This is a genomic window from Bacillus sp. B1-WWTP-T-0.5-Post-4, from assembly GCF_009183795.1.
Lineage (GTDB): Bacteria > Bacillota > Bacilli > Bacillales > Bacillaceae_G > Bacillus_A > Bacillus_A cereus.
In genome coordinates, this window is record NZ_WEIJ01000004.1 from 239,222 (window position 1) to 256,531 (window position 17,310).

The following is a 17,310-nucleotide window of genomic DNA, read 5'->3' on the forward strand; positions in this document are numbered from 1 at the left end:
AAAAATACCTTGAACTCAAAAATTCTACAACAAACCCTTGCATTAAATAAACAGTTATTCTCACGAAAAAACTATTCCGAATTAACTTATATTCATTTAATAGTTCCATAACCTTCAATTTGTATAAAGATATTATTTAGAATAAAAACGCTAAAAAATCTATGAATCCAAACTTAACCATTATCCTTAATATGAGATTATGCCAATTCAATTGAACAACCAAATTCACAATATACCTTAATACATTAATTATTATACTATTGCTTTTAATTGGAATGATTCTATAATATTAATATCCCTAAATTATTACTGTATAGTGTGTATATACTGGCTTTTTAACTAACTAGAAAAACACTTTTTATTCTCCATATTCCACGGCCAAAGTGGAGATATCTGTCATCAAGCGTTACCTTGCTCCGTTTCCCGTAAATACTACCTTTATTGTTTTAATAAATATTAAAACATCTAATTTTAGGCTTTCATTTTCAATATAATACATGTCTAATTCAAATTTCTCTCTTGGCGTAATATTATACCCACCATTAATTTGTGCCCAACCTGTTAAACCCGGTTTAACTAAAATTCTCATTTGAAAATCTGGAATTTCTTTTTCAAATTGGTCAATAAATATTTTCCTTTCAGGTCTAGGTCCAATGATAGCCATTTCACCCTTTAAAACATTTATTAGTTGTGGTAATTCATCAATTCTCGTCTTTCTTATAAATGCACCCATTTTAGTCACACGTGGATCATTTTGATTTGCCCATTGTGGTCCTTTTTTTTCTGCATCATTTCGCATGGATCTAATTTTTAAAATCATAAAAGGTTTATTCCCCATTCCAATCCTCTCTTGCTTATAAAAAATAGGGCCAGGTGACTCCATTTTAACTAGTATTCCTATACATAGAATTAGTGGAGAAGTTAAAATGAGAAGTAATAATGAAAAAATAATTTCTAAGCATCTTTTTATAGATCCATAAATTGTCCCAGTCTCTCTATTATATAATCTCTCTTTTTTCAATTCCCATGTTACATCTTGGACTCTATTATATCTCTGAGGCTGCACTATTTTTACTCCTCCTTTTATATTTTCAATTAAATAATTCTAATCCCCTCATAATTAATTTAACTATTTCTTCAAGATACACTTAAAGAATACCCTTGCTACTAATCTTCTTAATAATTTATCTTTTAAATCCAATATAGGGAGACTAAAAATATTTTTTGCCATCCATATCCCATGTTTTGAACCTTTTCTGCAAATATCTATCCATAATAGCTGAATGATTTTTGCCACATCATGTCCGTCAGATATATTATTTGAATTATATGCCATTTCCAATTCTTCTTTTGCTTGTACTATTTCTTTTTTAGAAAGATAGGTCTTATCATATTTATTTCTATTGAAATTAATTCCAATTCCCTGTAGAGCTTTCATTGAGATTGATATTTCCATTTTTTTTTGTTCAACCTCATGTACTCTACTAATCCCCGTTGAAGATAAACGATAAAATAATAAAGGTTGTTTTAGATTTACAATCTTATACCTGCTACTAACTCTCTGAAATAATTCATAGTCTTCCGCATGTATAAACGCTTCATCATAACGGATATTCTCTTTTTTGAATATCGAATTTCTTATCATAACTGAAGGGTGTATTAAACAGTTTTTCACAACTAGATAGTTTTTTATATTTTCCGTACCCTCTACTAAAAATGGAAAAGAAAACCTCTTACCAATAAATCTTAAACTGGTTCCACAAATTACAATTTCCTTGTCCTCGTCCATTGTTTTTACTTGTAATTCTAATCTTCGAGGATGTGCAATATCATCACTATCCATCCGTGCGATATATTCTCCTGTAGCCAAATCCAGTCCTTTATTAAGAGTACGAATTAATTTTAAATTTACTTCATTATTCACTAATCTAATCCTAGAATCTTGAAATGAATTTATAATCTCTAGTGACTTATCTGTCGAGCCATCATTAATTATTAAAAGCTCAAAATCCTTATATGTTTGATTTAAAATACTTTCTATAGCTTCACCTAAATAGCTTTCTCCATTATATACTGGCATCAAAACAGTGACCCTTGCCATAAAACCCTCCATTTAAACTCTCATTTTCGTTTCTTACTACTACAATAGATCTACCTATATTTTAATCTTTTTTTGCTGTACAACCTCATTCATATATTCTATTAAAACTTCTTTAATCTCTTCATTCTGAAGTGCCATCTCAATCGTCGTCTTAATAAATCCAAATTTCTCCCCAACATCGTAACGAGTGCCTTCGAAGTCATAAGCAAATACACGTTGAATTTCATTTAATCGTTGAATTGCATCTGTTAATTGAATTTCCCCACCTGCACCCGTTTGTTGATTTTCAAGAAACATAAAAATTTCTGGCGTTAATACGTAACGTCCCATAATTGCTAAATTTGATGGAGCTGTGCCTTCTACTGGTTTCTCCACAAATTGACGCACTTGATAACGACGATCATTTTGTTCAACTGGATCGATAATACCGTAACGATGTGTTTCATTTTCAGGCACTGTTTGTACACCAATAACCGATGATTGTGTACCTTCATATTGATCCATTAATTGACGTAAACATGGCGTTTCTGCTTGTACAATATCATCACCAAGTAATACTGCAAATGGTTCGTTTCCTATAAATTTACGCGCGCACCATACCGCATGTCCAAGTCCTTTCGGTTCCTTTTGTCTTATGTAATGAATGTTAATTCTTGAAGAAGCTTGTACCTTTTCAAGCATTTCATACTTTCCTTTTTCTAAAAGGTTTTGTTCTAATTCGAATGAATGATCAAAATGATCTTCAATCGCGCGTTTTCCTTTTCCAGTAACAATAATAATATCTTCAATTCCTGATTCTATCGCTTCTTCTATTATGTATTGAATTGTTGGTTTATCGACGATAGGTAACATTTCTTTCGGCATTGCTTTCGTTGCTGGTAAAAACCTTGTCCCCAGTCCAGCAGCTGGAATAATTGCTTTTCTTACTTTTTTCAAATCTAGTACCCCCAAAAATAAATTATTATATTTGTATGTAGCAATAACAAAAACCCTACTTATAGGGTCGTCTTTACAACTCCATAAGTAGAGTTTCTATCATAAATAAATTATGGGCATCTAACCCATCCTCACGTCATACTCCCGACGACAAGCGTCTAAGGTAGGTGCGAAATAAAAATTTCTACCCACAGCACGACCGAGTGCCCCCATTGATAACGGTTAGGAGACATCACCAGTTCTTTATTTAAAAAATACCAAACAATTTTTTACGACGAATTTGTTCTGGATCTTCTTTGTAAATTGCCTTCCCGCTAATTAATAAGTACGGATTTTCTTTCAAATCACTCATAACACTCATTCCAAATTCTTTCTCAATTAGTTCATAGCTTTCCGCTAAATGAAATCCTCTCGATGTCGTGTTATGCGCATCTGATGCGATCATATGTGTTAAATTATGTTCCACAAGCTGTAGTGAGAATTTTTTAATCTTTTTACCAAATTTCCCAAGCAAACTACCTGCTGTCACTTGTGTTAATGCACCTTTATTAACAAGGTTATATAACTTATCTGGCCGCTCGATTAACTCGGCATTACGTTCTGGATGAACGATAATTGGAATCATTCCCTTTACACGTAATTCGTATAATAATTGTTCGGTATAACGAGGTACATGATTCGATGGAAATTCAATGAATATGTATTTATTTGTTTCATTTAAAGTAACGATTTTACCAGCCTCATAGTCTTCTAATAAATCACCATATAACCTGACCTCTTGCCCCGGTAAAATAGTAAGTGGAATATTATGTTGTTGTAGTTCATCATTTAGTTGTTTTACGTGATGAATAATTGAGGTACGTTCATTTACATATTTGCCATTTTGATGGTGCGGCGTTGCGACAATGGTATGTATTCCTTCTGACACGGCTTGTTGTGCCATTGCTAAACTATCGGTTACTGTCTGTGCACCATCATCGATACCAGGTAAAATGTGACAATGTAAATCTATCATTTGTTTCATCCTCCCTCTCTCCTATAAAGATCTTTTTTCCCTTGAATATGAGATATTGCTCATATTCAAGGGAAAAAAGGAGATATGTTTTTATCATATCTCACTTTAAAATTAGTTTGCACCGTAGTAATAATATAAGCCTTCTTCACGTTCACGATCATTTAGAACAACACCTAACAATTTACCTTTAGCCGATTCTAACAAACCTTTTGCTTTTACTGCTGTTTCTTTTTCTGTTGATTCACTACGAACAACAAGAATAGAAGCATCACATACATTTGCCATAATTTGCGCATCGGTAACAGCTAAAATAGGTGGCATATCAAAAATAACTAAGTCGTACATGCTGTATGCTTGTCCAAGAAGTTCTTTCATTGATTTCGACCCTAGCAATTCGGCCGGATTTGGCGGAATTGGACCACAAGCTAAAAAGTGTAGATTATCAACTAATGTTGTTTGCACACATTTCTCTAAACGTTCACTATGTGTTAATACATTCGTTAAGCCAAAAATGTTATCTACTTGGAACATTTGATGCATCGCCGGCTTACGCATATCAGCATCAATTAATAATACTTTCTTTCCTTGTTGAGCAAACACAACTGCCATATTAGCTGTCGTTGTTGTTTTCCCTTCACTTGGGTTTGCAGACGTGACCATTAATGAATGTAAATTCGTATCAATAGCTGCAAATTCAATATTCGTTCGAATATTACGATATTGTTCTGAAATTGGTGATTTCGGTTGTTGATGAGCAATTAATTGACGGCGTTGACGATGATTTTTTTTCTTTTTAAATAAATTAAGAGCCAATTGTTTGTCCCCTCACTTTTCTTGATGCTGGAGCGTGTGATTTCACGTTCATTGTTTCTTCATCCATACGAGCTACAATCCCTAATACCGGTAAGCCAAGTAAGTTTTCCACATCTTCTTCTTTTTTCACTGTGTTATCTAAGTACTCTAGTAAGAATGCAAGGCCAACTGAAGCCATTAAACCAACAACGAAAGCGATTGCCACATTTAACATTGGACGCGGTTTAATTGGAGATTGATTTTCTGCAACTTCTGCTTTAGATAATACTGTTACGTTATCAACACTCATGATTTTTGCAATTTCACCTTTAAATACTTCTGCAGTTGTGTTAGCAATATCCCGAGCAAGTTTTGGATCCTTATCTATTGCTGTTACAGTTACGACTTGTGAATCCTTTTCATTTACTACTTCAATTTTCCCATTTAAATCTTGAGTCGTAAGATCTAATCCCAACTTTTCTTTCACTTGATCCAAAATAACCGGACTTTTAATAATAACTTTATATGTATTCGTCAATTGAATATTTGATTGAATTTCCCCCAACTGAATGGCTGTACCTTCTTGCTTCTTCTGATTAACAAGAATTTGCGTCGAAGATTGATAGATTGGTGTCATAAAGAAAAAGCTAATGATAGCACTTACAATAGCTGCACCAAAGGCGATTACGAGGATCATTGCTAAACGTTTTTTTAAGATATGAAATAACTCTTTTAGACTAATTGTTTCTTCCATAGGTTCCTCCAACTTTCTAAAATTTACACATAGGAAAAATTATAACATATAAATCTTACATTTTTTATTTTTAATAATTCAGTTCTATATTTGTTCACAAGAAACAAGTTTAATCTTACAAAATAATCTTAAATATGACAACACATTCCAATGATTTCCCAAAAATTTTATCATATCATGCTTTTTACACTGTATAACTTGATAAATAATTTTCAGAAAACAAAAAAGCCAACAAAAATTTTGTTGGCTTTTTATATTTTAGTAATAACCATACTGCTCTTTTTCTTCTCTTTTATCGTTTAAAACGACTCCAAGTAGTTTGCCTGATGCTTTATCTAATATTTGTTTCGCTTTTACGATTTTATCTTTTTCCGTCTTTTCACTTCGTACAACGAGTACGATTCCATCACATTTATTTGCAAGTATTTGTGCATCCGTAACCGCAAGGACAGGTGGTGTGTCAATTAATATAATATCAAACATGTTATATGCTTCTAGCAACGCCTCGTCCATTGCCCGGCTTCCTAATAGTTCTGCTGGGTTTGGCGGGATTGGACCTGCTGCCATTAAGTATACGTTCTCTATATCTGTTTTTTGAATGCATTGCATAAGTTTTGCTTGTCCTGATAATAAGTTTGTTAACCCATTTGAACTATGAATGGCAAATAAGTTTTGTATCGTCGGCTTACGCAAGTCAGCTCCAATTAATAAAACTTTCTTTCCTTGTTGTCCGAAAACAACTGCTAAGTTTGAGATTGTTGTTGTTTTCCCATCACCTGGATCGGCTGAAGTAACAATAATAGAACGAACATGATTATCTACAGATGTAAATTCAATGTTTGTACGAATGTTACGGTATTGTTCTGTAATACGCGATTTAGGCTCTTTATGTGTAATTAATTGTCGTAATGGTTTTCTTTTCTTTCTCCCGAACATATTCATAATCTCCTTTTGTGAAATGCGACATTTCCCTTTTCTCTCTTTTATGCTCGATTTCATACGTCTAATTAATATTTTTGCTGATTTCCCCATATCTCATCATAATCAATAACATTCTACTTTGTCTTACTTAAGTACCTTAACAATATGACAATGCCTTTATTTCTTTATTACCTTTATCACTTATCCTGTTTTTTAGATAAATAATAAAGTAAGTATATGGTAATTACCATCTATTTACAAGGTATTTTCTGATTAGTTTGTATATTATCGTTTCATCGTTATATAGCATAAATTAAAAAAATCCCCTTGTCTTTTTCACAAGGAGATTTTTTAGTACTATCTATTCTTTTTTATCACCAATTGCAAATGTAATTTCTGCCTCACATGCAACTTCACCATCTACTGTTGCGATTGCTTTTCCTTTTCCAATTGGGCCGCGTACGCGTGTCATTTCTACTTCTAGACGAAGCTGATCACCTGGGCGTACTTGTTTTTTGAAACGGCAATTGTCGATACCTGCAAAGAAAGCAAGTCTTCCGCGGTTTTCTTCTTTCTTTAATACTGCAACTGCTCCGACTTGTGCTAATGCTTCTACAATAAGTACACCAGGCATAACTGCATAGTCAGGGAAGTGTCCGTTAAAGAATTCTTCGTTTGCGGATACATTTTTAATCCCAACCGCTCTTTTGCCTTCATCTACTTCTAATATTTTATCAACAAGTAAAAATGGATAGCGGTGAGGAATGATTTCTTTAATTTGTTCTATATTTAGCATGTAACAATCGCCCCTTTTGTAATATTGGTCTTACCACTTGGACATATTGCTATTATCCCATTTTGTTTATTGTTTGTCATTACAAAGTAACATTTTATATTTAGTACAACTTCCTAAAAAAAATGCACACACTCTATTCCATTAAAATAGTTGCACATTTTTGCAACTGACACGGAGGTGGAAAAGAGTGTATGCCCAAATTAGGGAAAGGCAATATGTATTGAAACATTATTTGCCTTAATGTCGTATTCGACTCATTATATTATAAACGTTTTCAATTAAGGAAATATTAAATTTAACCATATATATGAATATTTTACCTGTTTCCTTCATATTTCTCTATTTTCCTTCCATTTTCGCAAAAAAACAAAATAAAAAAATATAAAAACAAAAAAAAGAACTAAGGCGTCAGCCTTAGTTCTTTCAAATTATCTCAAAGCACGCTTTGGTAATCTGTCGATATTCTCTAACATAATACCTGTACCAACCGCAACGCAGTGCATTGGGTTTTCAGCAATTAATACTGGTACTTTTAGTTCTTCTGCTAGAAGCATGTCGATACCGTGTAGTAAAGCTCCACCGCCTGTTAGAATAACACCGCGGTCGATGATATCTGCAGATAATTCTGGTGGTGTGCGCTCTAATACGCCTTTTGCAGCTTGTACAATAACAGCTGCATTTTCTTTTAATGCTTCTGTAATTTCTTCAGAGCATACTGTAATTGTACGTGGTAAGCCTGTTACCATGTCACGTCCGCGAATTTCAAGTTCTTCGCTACGTGCACCTGGGAATACTGTACCAACTTTAATTTTAATATCTTCTGAAGTACGTTCTCCGATTAATAGCTTATACTTACGTTTAATATAGTTTAAGATCTCCATATCAAACTTATCGCCAGCCATTTTGATAGAGGAAGAGGTAACAATATCACCCATAGATAGTACAGCGATATCTGTTGTACCTCCACCAATATCAACAACCATGTTACCGCTTGGTTGGAAGATTTCCATACCAGCACCAACTGCGGCTACTTTTGGTTCTTCTTCTAAAAATACTGTTTTACCACCTGAACGTTCAGCAGCTTCACGAATTGCTTTTTGTTCTACTGATGTAATATTTGTTGGACAACAAATTAAAATACGAGGTTTTGAAAAGAAGCTCTTTACGTCCAATTTGTTAATGAAATACTTTAACATTGCTTCTGTAATTTCGAAGTCTGCGATTACACCATCTTTAAGCGGACGAATTGCTACAATATTACCAGGCGTACGTCCCACCATGCTTCTCGCTTCTTCACCTACTGCTAATACTTTACCACTATTACGATCGATTGCCACAACAGATGGCTCATTTAATACAATACCCTTACCTTTAACATGAATTAATACGTTAGCCGTACCTAGGTCAATTCCGATATCTCGCGCAAACATTCCCGTTTTTTCCTCCTCGATATTCAAAATCAGGTTACACCCGAATTCTTTTCACCTAATTTCTGATTTTATCATAAATTTAACAGAAACGTAATATTCGCAAAAAGAATTCTTCTGAAAAATATTACCGAATGTGAACGGAATGTTTGCTACTGTAACATTATTGACGTACAGGCTTCTCTACATCTTCTTTTCTATACTTTTGCTTTGTTGCTTCTCCACCTCTTAAATGACGAATAGACTTATGATAATCAAGAATTTCTTTCACTTCATTTGCGAGCTCTGGATTAATTTCTGGTAGACGCTCTGTTAAATCTTTATGGACTGTACTCTTTGATACCCCAAATTCCTTTGCAATGACACGCACTGTCTTTCTTGTCTCCACGATATACTTACCAATCTTGATAGTTCTCTCTTTGATGTAATCGTGCACACCACTCGCCTCCCTAATTTGGATGTGAGAAGGGTGAAATGAGCCTCGCTGCATACGACTAAGAAGTAAGTGTGAGTGCTGTTTGTAAGCGTTAAACATTCTTGGATTTATAATGAAATGATTCACGATTTCTCACCTCAAACACTCTCTTTGCTTTGGTTTATACCATTGTATTGCCCGCACTACTGATATATGCTACATGTTCACTATTTTTGCGGACTAAGTTAAGAAAAATTACGTTTTTTTGTGAGAAATACGTTAACAGTGACTATTTTGACGAAAAAAAAATGACACCTTATGTATAAGGCGTCATTCTTCTCTTTCAAACTCTTCTTCTAATAATTGATGGTGGGGAACCTCTTTCTTACCGGCAATATAATAATATAAGGTGAATAAAACAAACAATAAAATAATAGCAGTCGACAGAACAAATAAAAATGACACAGTATCCCCTCCCTTTTGTAATATATATTCGAGAATCTCGTCATTTTTCCTTGTTTTTGCAACTTTTTTCTCGAAATTAAGTATTTTTATATAAAAATAAAAAAATCAGCTCCCCTAGTGGGAACTGATCTTTTCACTTTCTTATTCTTGTGAAGAAGAATCGTTAGATGATTCTGTAGAACCATTTGTTGATTTTTCTTCTTTCTTCGGTTCTTCTTTTTTGTCACTAGTTGAACCGCTTGTTGATTTCTCTTCTTTTTGAGACTTGTCTTCTGTTTTACTTTCAGGTTTCGTGCTCGTTGACTTCTCTTCTTTTTGAGATTTGTCATCAGCTTTTTTACCAGAAGCATTCGTAGCCTTTGCAGCACCTGCATCAGCTTTAATTTCTGTTACTGATTTATTTAAGTAACGTTCAGGGTTCACAGCCACATTGTCTTTACGTACTTCAAAGTGAACGTGAGAGCCTGCCTCTTTATTCATTGCACTTAGACCGGATGTTCCTAATACTTCACCTTGTGCAACTCTTGCACCTTTTTCTACTTTCACACTGCCTAAGCTTTGATAAGATATCGCTACACCATTTCCACTATCAACTGTTACAACATAACCAAGAAGTGAATCTTTTTCAGCTTTCGTTACTGTACCACTTAAAGCAGCAGCAACATTGAATTCTTTTCCATTCTTCGCAGCAATGTCAATTCCTTTGTTTGGGGAATATGTGTTGTTATAAAAGACAAGTGCTTTTTCTTGTTCCGCCTCAGTTGCTGCATCTTCATAGAATTTCTTCTGTACGACTACTTCCGCATTCGCGGCAGCTGGCATTTTCACTACTTCTGAAGATTTCGTTACTGGTACTGCTGGATCTTCCGATTGTGTATACGGTGTTGCTTGATCCTGGTTTGGAGTCTTCTTCGGATTAGCTCCTTGGAACCATAGCGCAACCATTAAGATTACCGCTGCACAAGCAATGTATAGTGCCGGAAACACCCATCTTTTTTGAAATAAATGTACTACCTTTTGCGACTTTTTATTATTTCTTCCTCGCATTCCATCATCACCTCAGCAATCATTTTGAACAATATTCACGTATCCTATACAACGTATAACTAATTACTTTTCGACAAAATCTGTAAAAATATGTATAAGAACTGTAAAATTTCCGAGGAAATGATAGAAAAAAGAAAAAACTGAGCACTTTTGGCTCAGTTTTTAGTCTAATTGTTTCTTTTTATATACGATTAAACATACAACGAGCGATATAATAAGCCAAACTGCAACATTTAATACATGCCCACTAATACTACTAAATCCCGCCCCACCTACTAAGCTTTTAAGTGCTTTCACAATATGAGATGTTGGAAGATATCCAATCATCGTCTTAATTACTTTATTTTCAACCATTGGCTCAAACTGTACAGCCAAATACATCGTCATTAATATCGGCATTCCAATTATTGATGTTTGTGGTACAGAAGATGCAAGTAATCCGATCATTGTTCCAAGTACGATAAACAAAATAGTTCCGCATAAGAATATCAATCCTACCAATGGAAGATTAATATTTAACTGATCTAAAATGAATAAATTTGCAATACAAATGACCATCGTCAGACCCGATGTTAATAAACTCTTTCCAAGTAGAACTTCAACCGAAGATGCCGGTGATAGCATTAATACACGCAATGTATGTTTTTCTTTTTCTTCTGCAATTACCATAGATTGAACAAAGCCTGCGACAAATAGGAAGGCCGTTATAGTAGTAATACCTAACATTTCCTTTCCCACTCCAAATCTGCTAAACAAAAATGAAAGTATAATTGGTAAAAATGCCATTAACAACACTTGTGAATTTGTCTTAAAATCTTGTACTTCTTTTCTAAAAATAGCTGATACACGTCTCATTGAAAATGTCATTATAATCCCCTCCCAGTAACTTCAATAAAAATATCGCCTAAAGTTGGTTCGTGTGAATGAATGGATAGTAATTCTCCTTTGTTCATCCATTCTGAAATACGTTTTGCACCTAATTCATCTTTTTGCACTACTTCTTTTTGCTTATCCTTTAATACGACTTGTATATGATCCTTAGCGTATTTTAAGCGCAGGTTCTCTGGCGTATCAAGCGCTACAATTTCTCCGCCACAAAGGAAGGCAATACGGTTACAAAGCGTTTCTGCTTCATCCATGTTGTGAGTCGTTAAGAAAATCGTCGTTCCTTCTTCATTTAAGTCTTTTAAGATTTTATGAATGTTTTGTACGTTTACTGGATCAAGTGCAGATGTTGGTTCATCTAAGAAGAGGATATCTGGTTTATGAAGGATTGCTCTCGCTAGTGTGACGCGTTGCTTCATTCCCTTTGATAATTTTTTTACTGGTGTTTTTTTATCATCTAATAAATTTACTTGTGCTAGTACTTCATCGATTCGTTCTTTTTTACAATCGTATAAGTCACAAAATAATAGTAAGTTATCATAAATGCTAAGTCTTTCATATAAGCCGCTGTTATCTGTTAAAATACCAATTCGTTTATAATCGATGCTACTTGGTCCTGTAATATCTTTCCCTAATACTCTTACTGTTCCAACACTATGAAGCAATTGAGAAGTTAAAATTTTTACTGTTGTCGTCTTACCAGATCCACTCGGTCCGAGGAATCCGAATATCTCTCCTCGCTTCACCTCAATATTTACATTTCGAAGTGCCGTTTTTCCGTCGAAACTTTTCATTACATCTTTCATTTCAATTGCCAATGTCATTTCTTCATCCCCTTTGTTTTTCTTCTTTATAGATGAAAGTCGCTTTAGCGCTTTTCGTTCGTTTGTTTCACTTTTCTTGACTCAATCATATGAAAAACAAAGGGTTTACGCAGTAAAATACCGGTAAAAGGAGTATTTTTACCGGTGAATGGATCGCATGTTAAGCTTATTGGAGCACTTTTTATAGCCCAATCACGCCTTTTAATTCATCCATGCGTCCTTTTGAAAGCGGAATTGAACTTTTTCTTTCGTCATCCAAAATTAAACTAAAACTGTTACGAGTCCAAGTAATCACTTCTCGTACTCTTTGTAAATTCACAAGATACGAGCGATGACATCTAAAGAAACCAAAACCTGTTAATCTTGCTTCTAGTTCACTTAATGTTAATGCACATACGAAATCACCTTCACGAACGTGAATATGCGTTACTCCGTTTTGCGTTTCAATGAAATGGATTTCCATCGGATCAAGTAAAATGATTTTATCGTTCACTTTCGCAGGTATTCTTTCTAACTTCATTTGCGGAATTATTTGAACGACCTTCTCTTCATCGACTTCTTCAGCTTCCTCTTGTTCAATTTCTACTTTTTTCACACCGTCATTGTTTAGTATGTATACATCTTCCGTTAACGAAAGAGCATCCGATAGGAAAGATGACGTAATAAAAATTGCTTTTCCTTGTTCTTTCATTTTCATAATCGCTTTTCGAATAATAACCGTACTCTCTATATCTACATTTTGCTCTGGCTCTTCCAAAACGACTAAATCCGGATTATGAATCATCACTCGCCCAATATGAAGACGACGTTTCTCTGAAAATGATAGTTTTTCTATTTTAACGTTTAACTTATCTAAGAGACCAACATATTGTACAACTTCTTCCGTACTCATATTTGATTCATAAAGCCCTATTAACAACTTAAAGTATTCTTTCACCTTCAAACGATCATATGCCTCATCTTTCAAAAAACAAAAACCGATGCGGGAATAATTTTTCTTTCCAATTGCTTCTCCTTCAAACAGTACATTGCCAGTTGAAGCTTCTTCTTCACCAATAATAATGCGGTGTAACACTTTAGCTGTATGATTATTGCATTGCAAAACAATACATTGTCCTTTCTCAACCTTTAGCTCAATTTCCGGTAACTGGTTCGCCTTCCCTAACTGTTTCAACTCTAGTAACGCCATTTCATTTCCCCCAAATGCCTTTTTATCCTATTATATCAAACAGTTAATGGAAAATTATGATATTTTAAACAGAAAAAATAGGTGCCAGAGTTCTGACACCTATTTCTTCACCATCAATTTTCCTTCATAATCATTCATCGTCTTTATTTCAACGCCTTTATAGTAATGAGCGACGATATCTGTATATTTCTTTCCTTCCGCTGCCATGCCGTTCGCCCCATATTGACTCATACCAACGCCGTGACCGAAGCCTTTCGTCGTAACGATGATTTTATCTCCTTGTTGTTTCCACGTAAAATCAGAAGAACGTAAATCTAACTTTTCACGAACTTCTTTTCCTGTTAATGTTTTTCCTTGAAAAGCTACATCCTTTACGCGCTTTCCTTCCGTAAGGTCTTTAATATTTCCAACCTTCCCGTCTGCTAGCACTTTCACACCGAGACGTTTTTGAAAATCAGCTACTGTAAATGTTTGCTCGCTCGTAAACTTTGGAGAGGCTTGATCCCACGGACTATCTACACTTTTCAAGTACGGATAATCATTTCCCCAATAGTCAGCTGCATTTTCTGTTCGGCCATTACTCGTTGAAAAGAAGGATGCTGAAATTGGTTTTCCATCATACGTTAAAACTTGTCCTGCTGTTTTCGAAACGGCTTCTTCGATTTTCTTCAAATTATTTTCGTAGTTATTACCCCATTGCTTCTTCAATTCATCTTTGCTTTTGTACACTTGATCTTTCACCGTATCTGTCACGTCCGCATTATTTTTCTTTCCTCCGCTTAGCATACGTTGTACTACAAATGTTCTCGCTGCTAATGCCTGCGCCTTTAGTGCCTCTATTTCAAAACTGGCATTCATCTCAGAAGCTACTACACCTGTCACATACTCCTCCACTGGTAATGTTTCTACCTTCTTCTGTTTTTCGCGATATACAGCAACTTGAACAGCTGTATCTACTTTTCCTGGAGCTGGTATGCTTTCTATCGCTGGAGGAGTTTTAGAGGCCGTTTCTTCCCCTACTTTTGCTTTCGCAAATGGAATAACAAGGGCTGCAGGTACAATGATAACGAGCGCTATTAAGAGCGCTACTGTAATAAAAAGTGGCTTTGAAAATTTCATCCTATTTTCCCCCAATATAAAAGCTTTACTCCATTCATTCTTATGGAACAACTCTTTCTTTTAGAACATACTTAAGGGGAAGAGTATAAAACGGAAATTTTCTAAATATTTTTACTGGTACGTGCATAAGTATAGAATTTATTGACTATAACAGTAATAACCCAAAAAAATAGCCCCTATGTCAAAAGACATAGAGACTATTTCAATTAAGCGTGAAGATCAGAAACTTCTTGTTCTTTCACTTCTTCTACTTTTTCGTTTACACGTTCAATAGTTGCACCTAATGCAGCTAATTTCTTATGGAAGTTTACATAGCCACGGTCAAGATGTTTTAACTCAGTTACACGAGTATAACCTTCTGATACTAAACCAGCTAAGATTAATGCAGCTGCAGCACGTAAGTCAGTTGCTGCTACTTCAGCACCTTGTAAGCTGTTTGGACCGTTCATAATAACAGAACGACCTTCAATTTTAATATCAGCATTCATACGACGGAATTCTTCAACGTGCATAAAGCGGTTTTCGAATACCGTTTCTGTAATCATGCTTGTTCCATCAGCTTGTAGTAATAATGCCATCATTTGTGATTGCATGTCTGTTGGGAAACCTGGGTGAGGCATAGTTTTAATATCAACCGCTTTTAACTTATCTGGGCCGATAACACGTACACCTTCGTTTTCCTCAATAATTTTAACACCCATTTCTTCCATTTTCGCTGTAATTGAGCGTAAATGTTCAGGTACAGCATTTTCAATTAAGATGTCTCCACCAGTAATTGCTGCTGCAACCATGAATGTTCCCGCTTCAATACGGTCAGGAATAATAGAGTGGTTTGCACCATATAATTTATCAACGCCTTCGATACGAATCGTTCCAGTTCCAGCTCCGCGTACTTTCGCTCCCATCGCATTTAAGAAGTTAGCTAAGTCAACGATTTCTGGTTCTTTCGCTGCGTTTTCAAGAATTGTTGTCCCTTTTGCTAATGTAGCTGCAGACATAATGTTTTCTGTCGCGCCTACGCTTGGGAAGTCTAAGTAGATTTTAGCTCCTTTTAGTTCTCCCTCAACATATGCCTCAACAAAACCGTTACCAACCTGTACTTTTGCTCCCATTGCTTCGAAGCCTTTTAAATGTTGGTCAATTGGACGTGAACCAATTGCACATCCACCAGGAAGTGCAATACGAGCACGACCGTTACGTGCTAATAATGGTCCCATTACTTGAACAGATGCACGCATTTTACGTACATATTCAAATGGTGCTTCAATGTTTAGTTCTTTAGAAGAATCGATTGTTACTTGATTATTTTCAAATACGACTTCAGCATTTAAATGACGTAATACCTCATTAATTGTGTATACATCAGACAAAACTGGTACTTCAGATAGTACATTCTTTCCATCACTCGCTAATAGGGCTGCAGCGATTATAGGTAATACAGCATTTTTTGCGCCCTCAACACGCACTGTGCCGTTTAACCGCTTTCCGCCACGGACGATGATCTTTTCCAAATTATTCCCCTCCGTGTCCTTTTTTCAGTATCTATTCACTCAATACTCAGAAGTTATGATCGGTGTGCCAACCACAATTGTATCTTTGTTGTCTGTAGAACGTATTGCTATTTGCACATTTATTTTCTCTCTATTTGTTGAAAGAGCGTCATCCCACTTTTTATTGTATGCGGAGACTGACACAAATGCTCTTTCTTCTACTTGTTCGATCGCTCTTGCTGAAAGATCTTTCAAAACCTGATTGGTTTTATTTTGCAAAACACCTTCAATCTTATCATTCAGTACACCTTGAACACAAGTGTAAATTATAGGTTTTTCACTAAAAATTTTATTCATGTTTTGAACATACTTCGGGTCCCATTTCGCCCCACTTAATTCAAAGATAATGAAAGTGTTTTCTTTAGTATTTTCTTTACTCCAAGTTACTACTACTCGTTCTTCATAAGAAGAAAGCTTTTTATAGGATGTAGCTTTATATCCATCTGGAGATTGCTCTACTTCCCACTTTTGAATATTTGCCTTTTCCTTCACATCGTTTAACAACTTTTGAAACGTATGTATGTTAGAAATTGTTTTTGTTTCTCTCGCTAACCATGACCATTTTTCTACTTTAGCATCATTTTTCTCTAAAGCCTTGATCATGCTCTCCATTTTCTGTTCATCGCTTATCGGTTTCATCTCTCTATATCCAACCAAAAATAAAACAACACTAAGTGCAACAATAAGAATGGCTTTAAGCTTCAATTTCATCCCCTCCTATCCCCATTGTTAACGGAGATTTGAGGTTCTATACACTTACTTTACTAAATACGTTAAACTCTTCGAATAGCCTAAATAATCAAGGAAAAAGTTACTTACAGATGTCCCAATTGCAATTGTAATTAAGATGAGTAATACTCGCGTCTGCAGCACTTTTCCGGACTTCATTAAACGCTCAATGTGAATGCCTTGTAAGGCCCACCACGTAATGGTAATAAACAATAAATGCGAAACAATGGCAATCAGTGCTTGTTGCCCTAAAAGTTGTGCCAAAAAATCGACCCCTTTTTACTCAGCTACTACTTATGAAAGAATATAAAAACGATACCATAATAAGTAGGAGCTACACTTTTT

General features: G+C 35.0%; 19 protein-coding genes. All 19 read right to left on the minus strand.

Annotation, left to right across the window (positions count from 1 at the left end; translation table 11 throughout):
* Positions 1-406: 406 nt before the first annotated feature.
* The 19 genes from GBN91_RS15430 to GBN91_RS15520 all read right to left on the minus strand — a co-directional run bounded on the left by GBN91_RS15430 (position 407) and on the right by GBN91_RS15520 (position 17,229).
* A complete protein-coding gene (locus tag GBN91_RS15430; protein WP_152121717.1) occupies positions 407-1,069 on the minus strand; it encodes an exopolysaccharide biosynthesis polyprenyl glycosylphosphotransferase in 663 nt (220 codons plus the stop codon).
* A 60-nt stretch (positions 1,070-1,129) separates the two neighbouring features.
* The gene (locus GBN91_RS15435; protein ID WP_152121719.1) at positions 1,130-2,101 is read right to left on the minus strand and encodes a glycosyltransferase family 2 protein; all 972 of its coding nucleotides are present in this window, start codon (positions 2,099-2,101) and stop codon (positions 1,130-1,132) included.
* A 54-nt stretch (positions 2,102-2,155) separates the two neighbouring features.
* Positions 2,156-3,037, minus strand: coding sequence for a UTP--glucose-1-phosphate uridylyltransferase BpsC (bpsC, locus tag GBN91_RS15440; protein ID WP_152121721.1), 882 nt, complete (start codon positions 3,035-3,037; stop codon positions 2,156-2,158).
* A 247-nt stretch (positions 3,038-3,284) separates the two neighbouring features.
* Positions 3,285-4,052 carry a tyrosine-protein phosphatase gene (locus tag GBN91_RS15445; RefSeq protein WP_152121723.1) on the minus strand — a complete coding sequence of 256 codons (768 nt, stop codon included), beginning with the start codon at positions 4,050-4,052 and terminating at the stop codon, positions 3,285-3,287.
* Positions 4,053-4,163: 111 nt separating this feature from the next.
* Complete coding sequence (locus tag GBN91_RS15450; RefSeq protein ID WP_001207147.1) at positions 4,164-4,865, minus strand: CpsD/CapB family tyrosine-protein kinase; 702 nt, start codon at positions 4,863-4,865, stop codon at positions 4,164-4,166.
* A complete protein-coding gene (locus tag GBN91_RS15455; protein ID WP_086401090.1) occupies positions 4,855-5,598 on the minus strand; it encodes a YveK family protein in 744 nt (247 codons plus the stop codon). The genes GBN91_RS15450 and GBN91_RS15455 overlap by 11 nt, the downstream gene beginning before the upstream one ends.
* Positions 5,599-5,856: 258 nt before the next feature.
* Entirely contained in the window at positions 5,857-6,534 is a 678-nt protein-coding gene (locus GBN91_RS15460) for a CpsD/CapB family tyrosine-protein kinase (RefSeq protein ID WP_000467956.1), read from the minus strand.
* 346 nt (positions 6,535-6,880) lie between these two features.
* The gene (gene fabZ / locus GBN91_RS15465) at positions 6,881-7,315 is read right to left on the minus strand and encodes a 3-hydroxyacyl-ACP dehydratase FabZ (RefSeq protein ID WP_000931959.1); all 435 of its coding nucleotides are present in this window, start codon (positions 7,313-7,315) and stop codon (positions 6,881-6,883) included.
* A gap of 428 nt (positions 7,316-7,743) precedes the next feature.
* The gene (gene mreB / locus GBN91_RS15470; protein ID WP_000457978.1) at positions 7,744-8,745 is read right to left on the minus strand and encodes a rod shape-determining protein; all 1,002 of its coding nucleotides are present in this window, start codon (positions 8,743-8,745) and stop codon (positions 7,744-7,746) included.
* A 160-nt stretch (positions 8,746-8,905) separates the two neighbouring features.
* Positions 8,906-9,178 (minus strand): sporulation transcriptional regulator SpoIIID, encoded by a 273-nt coding sequence (gene spoIIID, locus GBN91_RS15475; protein WP_000544012.1) that lies wholly within the window; start codon positions 9,176-9,178, stop codon positions 8,906-8,908.
* 309 nt (positions 9,179-9,487) lie between these two features.
* A complete protein-coding gene (locus GBN91_RS15480; protein ID WP_000008901.1) occupies positions 9,488-9,622 on the minus strand; it encodes a hypothetical protein in 135 nt (44 codons plus the stop codon).
* Positions 9,623-9,763: 141 nt separating this feature from the next.
* Positions 9,764-10,669 carry a stage II sporulation protein SpoIIQ gene (gene spoIIQ, locus GBN91_RS15485; RefSeq protein WP_152121726.1) on the minus strand — a complete coding sequence of 302 codons (906 nt, stop codon included), beginning with the start codon at positions 10,667-10,669 and terminating at the stop codon, positions 9,764-9,766.
* Positions 10,670-10,831: 162 nt separating this feature from the next.
* Positions 10,832-11,536 carry an ABC transporter permease gene (locus tag GBN91_RS15490; RefSeq protein WP_000144450.1) on the minus strand — a complete coding sequence of 235 codons (705 nt, stop codon included), beginning with the start codon at positions 11,534-11,536 and terminating at the stop codon, positions 10,832-10,834.
* Positions 11,536-12,378, minus strand: a complete 843-nt coding sequence (locus tag GBN91_RS15495) for an ABC transporter ATP-binding protein (RefSeq protein WP_152121728.1) — start codon at positions 12,376-12,378, stop codon at positions 11,536-11,538. Before GBN91_RS15495 ends, GBN91_RS15490 begins: the two co-directional genes overlap by 1 nt.
* A gap of 181 nt (positions 12,379-12,559) precedes the next feature.
* Complete coding sequence (locus GBN91_RS15500; protein WP_152121730.1) at positions 12,560-13,567, minus strand: LytTR family transcriptional regulator DNA-binding domain-containing protein; 1,008 nt, start codon at positions 13,565-13,567, stop codon at positions 12,560-12,562.
* Positions 13,568-13,666: 99 nt separating this feature from the next.
* Positions 13,667-14,686: a stage II sporulation protein D gene (spoIID, locus tag GBN91_RS15505; protein ID WP_000672663.1), complete on the minus strand. Its 1,020-nt coding sequence runs from the start codon at positions 14,684-14,686 to the stop codon at positions 13,667-13,669.
* A 206-nt stretch (positions 14,687-14,892) separates the two neighbouring features.
* The gene (murA, locus tag GBN91_RS15510) at positions 14,893-16,197 is read right to left on the minus strand and encodes a UDP-N-acetylglucosamine 1-carboxyvinyltransferase (RefSeq protein WP_000411274.1); all 1,305 of its coding nucleotides are present in this window, start codon (positions 16,195-16,197) and stop codon (positions 14,893-14,895) included.
* A 39-nt stretch (positions 16,198-16,236) separates the two neighbouring features.
* Positions 16,237-16,941 (minus strand): YwmB family TATA-box binding protein, encoded by a 705-nt coding sequence (locus tag GBN91_RS15515; RefSeq protein ID WP_481747374.1) that lies wholly within the window; start codon positions 16,939-16,941, stop codon positions 16,237-16,239.
* 51 nt (positions 16,942-16,992) lie between these two features.
* A complete protein-coding gene (locus tag GBN91_RS15520) occupies positions 16,993-17,229 on the minus strand; it encodes a DUF1146 family protein (RefSeq protein ID WP_000057889.1) in 237 nt (78 codons plus the stop codon).
* Positions 17,230-17,310 lie beyond the last annotated feature (81 nt).